Below are 12,144 nucleotides of genomic sequence, written 5' to 3' on the forward strand. Positions count from 1 at the left end.
TCACTCTTGTCGAACACGAGAACAGCCCCGGCCGTCAGCCGCCGTGCGCGTGCTCCGTCACGAAGTCGGTGAGCGTGGCGATCGACTGGAGGCTGTCCAGACTGAGGTCGAGGGCGGGCACGTCGACGCCCCAGCGGGCCTCGATCGCGCCGAGCAGGGTCACCCCGGCCAGCGAGGTCAGCCCGATCCCCGGCCCGAACAGGTCGGTGTCGGCGGGCAGTCCGTCGACCAGGGCGGGGTCCAGCCGGGCCGCCTCGGCGATCATCGACCGCAGCGCGCGCTCCACCGCCGCACGGTCGGGGGCGCCGGGACCGGCGCCGGGGGTGTCGGTCATGCGTCGGGGTCCTCTCCGGGGGCCGGGGTGGCCGGGGTGGCCGGGGCTGTGTCCTCGGGGTTCTCACGGTCTTCGCGGGGGAGGACGTGCAGCCAGGCGGGTGGGTGGGGCAGGTCGCCGTCGAGGGAGCGGCCGAGGACGGCGGTCCCGGTCCCGTCGGCGGGGGGTGCGGGGTCCGGCGTCGGCGGGGCGGCGGTGTCGTCGATCCGGCGCAGGCCCGCCTGGCGGAGCAGGATGCGCATCTCCAGGTTGGCGTCGGTGGGCCGCAGGGTGACGCGGAACGCGGCGGCTCCGGCGGCGCGCGCCCGCTCGGCCAGCCAGAACAGGAACGCGGCCGCCGCGCCCCGGCCCGCCACCCGGCAGGACAGCGCGAGCAGCGGCACCGACCAGACGCCGGGGTCCGTCCGGTCGACCAGGGCGGCGCCGATGATCCCGTACGACCCGAAGCGGTCCGTCATCCGGGCCGTGTACAGGGCGTGCCCGTCGGTCGCGGTGAGCGCGCGGAGCCGGTCGGGGGTGAGGCCTGAGGAGTTCAACCGGTGGGTGCGGGCGGCGAGTTCGAGGGCGCGGGGCACCTCGTCGGGGGTGGCGGGGCCGACAGTGAGCTGCATGTCGCACCAGCGCAGGAACTCCTCGCGGCTGCCCGCGAAGCGTTCGCCCTCGGCGCGCCGGGTCTCCTCGGTGCGGTAGCGGCGGACGCGGTCCCGTGCCTCCGGGGTGACCTCGCGGCCCTCGAACGCGGCGAGCAGGGCGGGCACGTCGGCCGGGTCGAGGGTGCGGACGCCGGGCAGCAGGGCGGTCACCTCGGCCCGTTCGTACGGCGAGTCGTCGACGAGGAGGAGTGCCTCCACGGCGATCCCGAGGTCCTTCGCGATCCGGCGCAGCGACTCGCTCTTGTCCTGCCAGGACACCTGCGGGGCGAGGAACCGCGCGCGCAGCTCCGGTACGGCGGTCAGCCGGTCGAGGACGGCGGGCGCGCTGCGGCTGGCGATGCTGCTGAGCACGCCGCGGGCCGCGAGGGCGTCGATCGCGGCGAGCATCGCGGGCCGGGGCACGGGCAGTTCGTCGGTGGCGGACTCGACGGCGATGTCGTCCCAGAGGGTGCCGTCGAGGTCCCAGACCACGCACTTCACGCCGTCGGCGTCGAGCGGCGGCGGGGCCGTGTCCGTCATGCGGGGTCCTCCGGCCGGAGGCGCAGCTTCATGGTGAGGGTGGCCGGGTCGAAGCCGAACTTGCGGTAGACGGTGCGCATGGGGACGTTGCCGACGTGGACGCGGCCGACGACCTCGGTGATGCCGTGCGTCCGGCAGAACTCCAGGCCCGCGGTGAGCAGCAGTTCGGCGACGTCGGCGCGGTTGGCGAGCGGGGCGACGGCGAGGGAGCGGAAGTTGGCGTAGCGGTCGCCGGTCATCGCGTTCTGGTTGATGCTCACCCAGCACCAGCCGGCCGCCTCCCCGTCGGGGCCCTCGGCGACGATCATGCCCTTGCGGGACTTCTCCATGGCCCGGCCCAGCCGTGCCGCCCAGTGCGCGGGGTCGTCGACGGCGTCCTCGCCGAAGGAGACGCGGGCGATCTCGGCCTCGAACTCCCCGATCGCCGGGAGGTCCCGCTCGCCCGCCTGCCGGGTGGTGAACGGCGCGGCCCGCTCCGTGAGCGCGGCGAACGCGTCGGGGGAGGGGGGCTGCCAGGGGGCGGGGGTGCGGGGGGCGGGGGTCTGGGGGGCGGGGGTCTGGGCGTACGCGGGCGGCTGCGCCGGTGCGGGCACGGGCGTCTGGGCCGGTACGGCGGTGGGGGCCGGGGAGGCGTTGGGCGCCGGGGTGGCGGCGGGTGCCGTGACCGGTGCTGTGTCCGCCGCCGCGTTCCGCGTCTCCGTGACCGGGGGCTGTGCTGTGTCCGGGGTCTCCTCCGCCGCGACCAGGCGGCCGGGCCGGAAGGGGCCCTCGCCGCAGCGGGGGCAGCCTTCGGCGCGCAGGTCGGCCACGGCCGTCCAGCGGGCGCCGGGGCCCACCCGCACCTGGTGTCCGCAGGCCGCGCACGTGTACTCGCGCTGCCGGGTGCGCTTGTCGCCGGTGTAGAGGGGGCCGCTGTAGTCGCCCTGCCGGGAGGAGGTCGAGGTGGTGGTGAGGAGGTGCTGGAAGAAGCCGACCCCGCCGAGGATGCCGCTGCCCTCGTACTCGTTGAAGTTGCGGATGTATCCGTGGGTGACCAGGCCGAGGTTCATGATCTCGCGCTGGACCTCCAGCATCTCGTCGGGGCTCTTGCCGCCGAAGGAGAAGAAGACGCTGTGCGCCGGGCCGGGCCGCAGGCCCTCCACCGCGCGCGAGAGGAACAGCCGGGCGCCCTCGGGGGTGTAGGGCGGGTCGGTCATCGCCACGTCGAAGCCGTCGTGCAGCGTGGCGGGCAGCGGGTGGCGCAGGTCGTGCTCGACGGTCTCCACGCGGGTGCCGAGCCCGGCGGACACCTCGCGGACGTACGCCAGGATCTCGGGCGAGATGTCGACGACGGTGACCCGCTCCACGAGGGGCGCGCCGAGGACGTCCCCGACGACGGCGACCGCGAGGGAGATCAGGTCGTCGTCGCCGATCAGCAGCAGCGAACCGCCGGGCAGCGCGCCCGCGGTGAGCAGCGCCAGGACCCGGCGGACCTTCGTCTCGGGCGTGCAGTGCGACTGGTCGATCGCCATGTCGGCGGCGGGCCCGGACTCCATCAGGGCGCGCAGTCGCCGGACGGCCTCGTCCAGGACGTCCGGGATCACCAGTTCGCGGCCCGCGCAGGTCACGCAGGTGGCGTCGAGGGTGAGGTCCATGCCGAGCCGGGCCACGAGGTCCCGCCCGGCCGGGGTCAGCCGTGACGGGCGTTCCGTGCCGAGCAGGTCGCGGCGGCGCAGTTCGTTGCCGACGGCGGCGACGATCGGGACGGGCAGCCCGGTGGCCCGGCTGATCTCCTTCGTGGAGGCGGGGGCCAGACGGCGCAGCGCCCGCAGCACGGAGCGCACCCCGGGGGGTCCCTCCTGGAGCCTGACGGCCTCCGCGACTTCCGTGAGCACCTGATCGGGGTGCGTACTCCGACGGTGTCGAGGCGCGTTTTTCACAAAGCTGCTCCGGGCGGGCCGATGGAATCCAGGACTATCGAGTATACGGGCTTGGCGCGGGCCTCCAGGACGGGCCCGGTGGACGGCGAATGGAGAATTCCTCGGAAATTCCCGGAGGAAAGCGTAGGGAGAAGCGCGGGGAAAGGCGGTCGAGAATTCGAGAGGGGAGGCGACCGGCAGTTCGGGCGGGAATGCGTGCCCGTGGAAAGAGGGCGCCTTCCGTGCGGAATAGCCGGATCGTTTTCCGCCGCGCGTCCCCGATATCCGGCCGTCGGGGCCGCGAGGGTCCGTCCAGCTCCTTGACAGGGTGCGCGGGCGCGCAGTAGAGGGGGCCGGATGCTACGCTGGGCCCGATCGAGCGCCGTATTCCGGCCTCGCCACCTACCGTTTCGGCCGCGCGGACCAGCGCACTTCCCTGTGAAAGGAGACGGGGGCAGCCGTACCGAGCCCCCGGTTTTCCATGACCAACCCCGCCAGCCTCGCCACCGAGGGCATAAACGTCGACGATTTGTGCTCCTACGCCGTGGACGTATGGGTCAGTGACCACAGCATCCTGACCGACGAGGAGCGCCTCCTCAAGGTGCTCCGCACGGCCGCCGAAAAGGGGAACGCCCAGGTGCTGGGGGAGGCGTCGCACGTATTCCCCAATGGTGCGGTGACCGCCATTCTGCTCCTTTCGGCCTCGCACCTGAGCATTCACACCTGGCCCGAGTTCAGCCTCGCCAACGTCGACCTGCTGGCCTACGGCCGGCTCAACGGCGAGCGGATGATGCAGAGCGTCGAACTGGGCCTCTCCCCGACGAAGATCAACGTGACGCGCATGCTGCGCGCCGTGCACTAGGGCCTCTCTTTCGGATATGGCCCCAGGGCCTGCGCCGAGCGCACGGGACCGGGTGGGTGGGCGTGCCGTGGCGCGCCCACCTGATGCCGGGGTTTGAGATGCGGGGGCCGGCCTTCCTGTGCGGGGGTCCTGCGCGACCGTTTCGGTGTGGGCGTCTGTTGTGGTGAGCAGGCCGTGGACGATGCGTGCAGTATGAAATCGGTCTGCTTTCGCGGGTGCTTCCCGAGCGTCATGGATTCGGTCGAATCCGCGCCGGGGCCGGGCCGGTTCGTGGAATCAGCGCGGTTTCCGCGGGACGGCGGCCCGCTCGCCGCCGTGGCCGTCCGCGCACCGTGGCCCGGCCTCCGATCCGGCGCCACGTTTCCCTACCGGCCGTCCGTCCGCCCACGTCAGCAGGGGGTCCGCCCGCCCCGCGGAACGGCCGAATGACGTCCTGGGCGAGCCGTTCCCCAGGCGGAATTCCCCGCCCGCACCGCATCCTCCTGCATACGGCCGGGCGACGCCCGGCCCGGAAACGGAGGACGCGGCTGATGGAATTACCGGAGAATCGCGCGTACGACGTCGTCGTGGCCGGGGGCGGTCCCGTCGGCATGATGCTGGCCTGCGAACTGGCCCTGCACGGGGTGTCCGTCCTGGTGGCGGAGCAACGCGCGCACGGCACCCCGGAACCCAGGACGCTCACCCTCCACGCCCGCACCCTCGAACTGCTGGACCGCCGGGGCCTGCTCGCGGAGTTCACGGCGGCCGAGAAGGACACCGCCGACGTGGACGCGTACCGGCGGCGGCTCGCGAACTCCTCCGCGCGCGGCCACTTCGCCGGACTGTTCCTCCTCGGGCGGGACGGCGCCACCGCCGAACAGCCCCGCGAACTGCTGCTGTCCCGCGAGACCGCCACCGCCCTCCTCGCCCGCCGCGCCACCGCCCTCGGAGCCGTCCTCGCCGACGGCACCCGCGTCACCGGCCTGGAGCAGCCCGCGGAGAGGGACGGACGGGCGGCGGCCGGGGTGACCGTCACCGTCGAGGACGCCGAGGGCACGCGGACCCTCCGGGCCCGCTGGCTCGTGGGCTGCGACGGCGGACGCAGCACCGTGCGCAAGCTCGCCGGGATCGGCTTCCCGGGGACCCCGCCGCAGACGGTGAGCTGGATCGGACTCGGCACCCTCACCCGCCAGGAGCGGCTGCCCACCGGCTGGCACCGGGGCGAGCGCGGCTGGTTCATGCGGATGCCCGACGGCCGGATCTCCACCACCGAGTGGGACCGGCCCGTGCCCCAGGAGCCGCCCACCGCGCGCGAGGTGGAGGAGTCGATCCACCGGGTCACCGGCGAACGCGTCACGTTCACCGAGGTCCGGCACCTCTCCCGCTTCACCGACAGCACCCGCCTCGCCGCCCGCTACCGGGCCGGACACGTCCTGCTCGCCGGGGACGCCGCCCACGTCCACTTCCCCGCGGGCGGCCAGGGCGCCAACCTCGGCCTCCAGGACGCCGTGAACCTCGGCTGGAAACTCGCCGCCGCCTGCCGGGGCCGGACCCGGCAGCTCGACACGTACGAGCCCGAACGCCGCCCGGTCGCCGAGCGCGTCCTGCACAACACCCGCGCCCAGGTCGCCCTCATGCGGCCCGGCCCCCAGGTCGACGCCCTGCGCGACCTGTTCACCCGCCTCATGGCCCTCGACGACGTCAACGACCTGCTGACCCGCGCGATCTACGGCACGGACGTCCACTACGGCGGCGACGACGCGGGCGGCGGCGGTGCCCCGCGCGGCGGGGCCTTCGTCGCCGACCGGCCGCTCACGACGGACCTCGGGCCCGTCCGGCTCGCCGAACTGCACCGCGACGGGCGCCCGTTGCTGCTCGACTTCACCGACGGCTCCGTGGCCCGCGCGCCCGCCGCGCCCTGGCGGGACCGCGTCCGCGTCGTGGCCGCGCCGGGCACCGCCGCCGAGGCCGCCGTCCTGCTCGTACGGCCCGACGGCCACCTCGCCTGGGCCGCCGACGCACCCGTACGCCCCGAGGACGTACGCGCCGCCCTCACCGAGTGGGCCGGCCCGGCGGCGGACCCGGTCTAGGGTCTGTCGTTTGGATCATGCCGGTTTCGGGCCTGGGTGCGTGGTGAGTGCCGGTGAGCGGGGTGTGGTGCGTGCAGCTGCAAGGCGGAGGAGGGCGTCGACGCGGAGCGTCGGCAACCGACGACAACGCCGCTGGGGGTGCCCCCTCTGGGGGAGGGCGTGCCACACCCCGCGGCCCAGGCGTGATCCAAACGACAGGCCCTAGCCTTCCCCGGCGGACCGATCGGGGTGCTCGTGGGGCAGGCGGACGGTGAAGACGCTGCCCCGGCCCACCGTGCTGCGGGCCGTCACCGAGCCGCCGTGGGCCTCGGCCAGCTGACGGGCGATGGACAGGCCGAGGCCGCTGCCGCCGGTCTGCCGGGTGCGGGACTTGTCCGCCCGCCAGAAACGGTCGAAGACGTGCGGGAGGTCCTCCGCCGCGATCCCCGCCCCGGTGTCCGCGACCTGGAGCAGCGTCGCCCGCCCCTCCCGCCGCGCGGACAGCGCGACCCGGCCGCCGCTCGGGGTGTGCCGTACGGCGTTGCCGACCAGGTTGCCGACGATCTGCTGGAGCCGCAGCGGGTCCGCGTAGAGCTCGCCCGTGTCCCCGACGTCGTGCCGGTCCAGCCGCACGCCCGCCCGCTCGGCGGTGCCGCGGTGCGCGGCGGCGACCCGGTCCAGGACGTCGGCGGTGCGCACCGGCTCCCGGTGCAGGGTCAGCCGCCCGGCGTCCGCCGCGGCCAGGTCGCGCAGGTCGTCGATCACGTGCTGGAGCAGCACCGCCTCGTCCAGCAGCAGCGCGAGCAGCCGGTCGTCCGTCGGCGTCAGACCGTCCTGGGCCGCCTCCAGCCAGCTGCGGATGTTCGTCAGCGGACTCCGCAGCTCATGGGCGACGTCGCCGACCATCGACCGGCGCTGCTCCTCCAGCCGCTCGCGCCGCTCCGCGAAGTCGTTGAACGCGGCCGTCAGCCGCCCGATCTCGTCGTCCGTGCGCACCGGCACCCGCGCCATCCGCTCGGCCGGGCGCTGCGCCGCCGCCACCAGCGAACGCAGCGGCCGGATCAGCCGCAGCCCCACCGCGACGGTGACGGCGACCGCGACGGCGAGGACCGCTGCGGCGGCGGCGACGATCCGCAGCACGGCACCCCCGGACAGCGCCGTCCCGGACGGCTCGTCCGTGCGGCCCGGGGCGCCGACGAAGAGGAGGGCGGCGGGTGCCACGTAAGGGCGGAGCTGGTCGCGGCGGGCGTCGTCGACGCACTCCCGCGCCGCCGCCGGGGTCGCCGACGGCGGCGCCGCGCCGACCAGGTCCCAGGTGAAGTCGTCGGCGATGGTGAGCCCCTCCGGACTGTCCAGGCCGAGGCAGGCCGCGGCCCGTCCCGCCAGCTCGTCCAGCGCCCTGAGCTGGGTGGGCGGGGTCTGCCGGTAGGAGGTGACGTCGCAGTACTCCGCCAGCTTCCTCGCCAGTTCGGGCCGGTCGAAGCGCAGTTCGTACCGGCCGCTCGGCAGCTCGACGGCGTCCGCGCCGACGCCCTTGTCGCGCATGCACCGGGCCGTCGCCTCCGCCTCCGCGCGGACGTCGTGGCGCTCCTTCGCGGTCAGCCGGTACGGCCCCACCGCCCGCGGGTCGACGGCACCGCTGCCGTCCGACAGCGCCGCGTCGGGCCGCAGCGGGTCGACCCGCGCGGCGGCCCGTTCCGGCAGCGGGCGCGCGCCCGGCTCGGAGTCCGCGATCCGGGTCCGGGCTGGCGTGGTGAGGGTGATCGCCCGGCCGGTGCGCGCGGCGAGCCGGTCGACGAGCGGCCGTACGCCGTCCCAGTCGCGGTGGGTGGCGGCGTAGCCGATGAGGGCGTCGTAGACGCGGGTGTCGTCGGCCAGGGACTGGCCGCGCTCGGTGCGCAGCGCGCCGGTGGTCGTGGTCACCGTGATCCACGCGGTCGCCGCCACCGCGCACACCGCGACCAGCACGGAGGCGGCGAACAGGCGGGCGAGGAGGCTGCGGTGCAGCGGGACCCTACGCGGCCCCACGGCCACCGCCGTCGACGCGCGGGGCGGCGGGCCCCGGGCGGGGGGAGGGGAGTCCAGGGCGGGGGGAGGGGATTCCAGGGCCGTCGCCGTGGTCGTGGTCGTGGTCGATGGGCGGGCCGGGCACCAGCTTGTATCCGACGCCGTAGACCGTCACCAGGTGGACCGGGTGACGCGGGTCCCGCTCCACCTTGCGGCGCAGGTTCATGACGTACATGTCGATCGTGCGGGTCGTCGGCATGCTGTCCCAGCCGTGCGTGCGCTCCAGCAGCTGCTGCCGGGTGAAGACCCGGCCCGGCTCCGCCGCCATCGTCGACAGCACAGTGAACTCGCCGCGCGTGCACTCGACGGGCCGACCGTCGGCATGGACCTCGTGCCGCAGCGGGTCCACGGTGAGCGGACCGACCCGCAGCACCGCGTCCGCCGGGCCCGCGTTCCGCTCGACCCGGCGCAGGAGGGTGCGGACCCGGGCCATCAGCTCACGGGGGCTGTACGGCTTCGTGACGTAGTTGTCGGCGCCGACGTCGAGGCCGAGCAGCAGATCGTCCTCGGCGGACCGGGCCGTCAGCATCAGCACCGGCAGGGACGTCTCCCGGCGCAGCACCCGGCACACGTCCAGGCCGTCGACCTTCGGCATCATCACGTCGAGCACCAGCAGGTCGGGCCGGAGCCTGCGGACCGCGTCGAGGGCGGCCCGGCCGTCGTGGACCACCGAGACCTCGTAGCCCTCGGCCCGCAGGTACAGGCGCAGCACCTCCGCCTGCCGGGGGTCGTCCTCCGCGACCAGCACCGTGTCCCGCAGAGGGCGCGAGGGGCGCGCAGGGCGGCTCACCGAGTCGTTCATGAGCCGACCATAGGACCGTTCGCGCCGGTCACCGTAGCCCCGGGGCGAACCTGACAACTTCGATACTTTCCGCTGACGGCGGTCTGATCCCGCGCTGCCACAGTCGCCGCCATGGAACGAGAAGCGATGCCCGGCCCCGCCGACCGCGCCCGGCCACAACGGGGACAGCTGACCTCGGCCTCCCCGTTCACGCGGCCCTCCCGGTGAAGGACCCGACGACGAACCGGTCTTGGGGGCAGTACCCGACGGCGAACTCCCCCACGGGGACGCGGCGAGCCGGGACCGGGACTGGCTGACAGTGCCGGTCCGCCCGTCGCGGACGGTGCCGTCGGCCGCGTACGCCGCGCGGGCCGCCGTACGGCTCCCCGGAGGGCGCAGTCGGAGGGAACAGACGGTCGGGGGGTGCGAGTGACCGTCCGCAGCTGCCCACTCCCCGGCGGCTGCCCCGCCGGGCACCTCGTCACGTACCGCGAACCACGTGCCGACCAGCAAAAATGCCCTCCCGGAGGGAGGGCGGAGACTTGCGCCCCCGGCAGGACTCGAACCTGCGGCCAAGCGCTTAGAAGGCGCCTGCTCTATCCACTGAGCTACGGGGGCCGGGTGTGGTGGCCTCCGTCCGGGACCCGGTGCCGGGTCGGTCGTGACGGTGCCGGGGACAAGGATAGGGCTCCCGGTTCCTTGTCCTGAGTGCTTCGCCTCCGTGGCTCGATGTGGAGGTTCAGTGAAGCGGTCCTGATAATCGCAGGCAGGTGCGAATCGTGCATCGCTTTTGGTGCCCGGAGTCCCAGGGTGTTGTGCACTCGTTATGCCTTGGCTGTGCTCGTGTCCCGGTCGCGCCTTCCGTCCCTTGTGTCCTGTCGGCGCGCAGACATGTCTATATGCTTCATAAATCCCCCGAAATTGGGCATTCTTCGCATGTGGTGACCTTGGACGTACGGCCTCAGCTGCTCAACGCACTCTCCGCCCTGCGCGACCGCGTCGCCGCCGCACGCTTCCCGCTGCCGCTGGCGGGGGCGCCCCGCGCGCGTGCCAACCGCGACGAACTCCTCGCGCAGCTCGACGACTACCTGGTGCCCCGCCTCAGACAGCCGGAGGCCCCCCTCCTCGTCGTGGTGGGCGGGTCCACCGGCGCGGGCAAGTCCACCCTCGTCAACTCCCTGGTGGGGCGCCGCGTCAGCGAGGCCGGTGTGCTGCGGCCGACGACCCGCACACCGGTCCTGGTGTGCCACCCGGAGGACCATCACTGGTTCAGCGGCATGCGCGTCCTGCCCGACCTCACACGCGTGTGGGTGCCCCACCAGGAGCCCACCGACGACCTGTTGCTCCCCGGCGAGGACGGCCGCCGCATGCTGCGCATCGAGACCGCCGACGCCCTCCCGGCCGGGCTCGCCCTCCTCGACGCCCCCGACATCGACTCCCTCGTCGCCGACAACCGCGTCCTCGCCGCCGAACTCGTCTGCGCCGCCGACATCTGGGTGATGGTCACCACGGCCGCCCGCTACGCCGACGCCGTGCCCTGGCATCTCCTGCGCACCGCCAAGGAGTACGACGCCACCCTGGTGACCGTCCTCGACCGGGTGCCCCACCAGGTCGTCTCCGAGGTCTCCCGCCAGTACGGCGCCCTCCTCACCAAGGCCGGACTCGGTCACGTACCGCGCTTCACCGTGCCCGAACTGCCCGAGTCCGCCGGGGGCGGAGGGCTGCTTCCGGCCACCGCCGTGGCCCCGCTGCGCAGCTGGCTCGTCCACCACGCGCAGGAACTCGCCGCCCGCCAGGACGTCATGGCCCGCACCGCCTACGGCGCCCTCGACTCCCTCAAGTCCCGCATGCCCGAACTGGCGGGCGCCGCCGCCGCCCAGTACGCCGCCGCGCTCCGCCTCACCTCGGCCGTCGACGGGGCGTACGACAGCGAGTACGCGCGCGTGCGGGGCCGTCTGCAGAGCGGGGCCGTCCTCGCCGGGGACGCCCTCAAGCGCTGGCGGGCCTTCCCCCTCGACTGCACCGCGGGCGAACTCCTCGACGCCCTCGTGGAGAGCCTCGCCTCGCTGCTGCTGTGCGCGGTCACCGCCGCCGACGAGCGCGTGGACGACGCCTGGCGCCGCGAACCGGCCGCCGACGCCCCCGAACTCCTCGACCGCGACCCGTCCCTGGAGACCGCCGAGCACCGCATCGGCATGGCCGTACGGCGCTGGCGGCGGGAGTTGGAGGAGTACGCCGAGGAGGAGGCGCGCGACCTGGAACGCGGCACCGCCCCCGACACCGAGGTGGTCGCGGCCCTCGTCGCCACCACCCTGCTCGGCGGACGGCGGGCCCGCACGGCGGGCGAGGGCCTCGCCGAACGCATCGGCGCCCACGGCGCGCTGCGGCTGCGCGACCGCGGCGGACGGCTGCTCACCGAGCACCTCGACCGTGTCATGCACAACGAGCGCGAGCGTCGGCTCGCCCCGCTCGACGCCCTGGACGTCCACGCCGAACCGCAGGCCGAACTCATCGCCGCGCTGTCCGTACTGCAGAAGGAGAGGTGACCGGTGACCGCCGTCACGAACCAGGACCACACGGATCACGCACCGCACAGCGAGCGGGCGGACGACGCGCAGCAGGACGGAGAGGCGGCCGGTGAGCACGTCACGGCCGACACGCGCGTGGGCGACGGAGACGACGCCGGGGGTGACGGAGGCGGCGCTGACCGCGCTGATGCGGCTCACGGGGACGGCCCGGCCGACCGCGGGGCCGACGGGGCGCACGCGGGCGGGCACGCGGGTACGCCGCTGGCGGCGGACGCGGCGGCGGCTGGCACAGAGCCTGCGGAGCCGTCTGCGGAGTCGGCTGCGGAGGCTTCTCCGGGCGCTCCCGCGGAGGCTTCCGCGACGAGGGGCGCGGGGGTGACCGCGAGCACGGAGGACGGCGCGGTGGCAGCGGGCGGCGCCGAGGAGGAGGGGGAGGGAGAGGGGGGCGCGGGGT

At 74.5% G+C, this 12,144-nt stretch carries 8 protein-coding genes and 1 tRNA gene; 3 read left to right on the forward strand and 6 right to left on the reverse strand.

Annotation, left to right across the window (positions count from 1 at the left end; translation table 11 throughout):
• Positions 1–34: 34 nt before the first annotated feature.
• The 3 genes from ACIQPQ_RS01055 to ACIQPQ_RS01065 are packed head-to-tail and all read right to left on the reverse strand — an operon-like array spanning position 35 to position 3,380.
• Positions 35–334, reverse strand: a complete 300-nt coding sequence (locus ACIQPQ_RS01055) for an acyl carrier protein (protein ID WP_383767799.1) — start codon at positions 332–334, stop codon at positions 35–37.
• Positions 331–1,506: an HAD-IIIC family phosphatase gene (locus ACIQPQ_RS01060; protein WP_401298072.1), complete on the reverse strand. Its 1,176-nt coding sequence runs from the start codon at positions 1,504–1,506 to the stop codon at positions 331–333. Before ACIQPQ_RS01060 ends, ACIQPQ_RS01055 begins: the two co-directional genes overlap by 4 nt.
• Positions 1,503–3,380, reverse strand: a complete 1,878-nt coding sequence (locus ACIQPQ_RS01065; RefSeq protein ID WP_401298075.1) for a GNAT family N-acetyltransferase — start codon at positions 3,378–3,380, stop codon at positions 1,503–1,505. Before ACIQPQ_RS01065 ends, ACIQPQ_RS01060 begins: the two co-directional genes overlap by 4 nt.
• Positions 3,381–3,885: 505 nt before the next feature.
• Here ACIQPQ_RS01065 and ACIQPQ_RS01070 point away from each other — a divergent pair.
• The gene (locus ACIQPQ_RS01070) at positions 3,886–4,266 is read left to right on the forward strand and encodes an S-adenosylmethionine decarboxylase family protein (protein ID WP_383767790.1); all 381 of its coding nucleotides are present in this window, start codon (positions 3,886–3,888) and stop codon (positions 4,264–4,266) included.
• Positions 4,267–4,796: 530 nt separating this feature from the next.
• On the forward strand, positions 4,797–6,335 hold the full coding sequence (locus tag ACIQPQ_RS01075; protein ID WP_401298079.1) for an FAD-dependent monooxygenase: 1,539 nt from the start codon (positions 4,797–4,799) through the stop codon (positions 6,333–6,335).
• A 201-nt stretch (positions 6,336–6,536) separates the two neighbouring features.
• On the opposite strand, the gene ACIQPQ_RS01080 is transcribed toward ACIQPQ_RS01075, so the two are convergent.
• The 3 genes from ACIQPQ_RS01080 to ACIQPQ_RS01090 form a co-directional block, all read right to left on the reverse strand.
• Entirely contained in the window at positions 6,537–8,342 is a 1,806-nt protein-coding gene (locus tag ACIQPQ_RS01080; RefSeq protein WP_401298082.1) for an ATP-binding protein, read from the reverse strand.
• Entirely contained in the window at positions 8,329–9,183 is an 855-nt protein-coding gene (locus tag ACIQPQ_RS01085; RefSeq protein WP_401298085.1) for a response regulator, read from the reverse strand. The genes ACIQPQ_RS01080 and ACIQPQ_RS01085 overlap by 14 nt, the downstream gene beginning before the upstream one ends.
• Positions 9,184–9,707: 524 nt before the next feature.
• Positions 9,708–9,780: transfer RNA gene (locus ACIQPQ_RS01090), tRNA-Arg, on the reverse strand.
• A gap of 320 nt (positions 9,781–10,100) precedes the next feature.
• Here ACIQPQ_RS01090 and ACIQPQ_RS01095 point away from each other — a divergent pair.
• Positions 10,101–11,708: a dynamin family protein gene (locus ACIQPQ_RS01095; protein WP_383767782.1), complete on the forward strand. Its 1,608-nt coding sequence runs from the start codon at positions 10,101–10,103 to the stop codon at positions 11,706–11,708.
• Positions 11,709–12,144 lie beyond the last annotated feature (436 nt).

It is taken from the genome of Streptomyces sp. NPDC091281 (genome assembly GCF_044757425.1).
GTDB lineage: Bacteria > Actinomycetota > Actinomycetes > Streptomycetales > Streptomycetaceae > Streptomyces.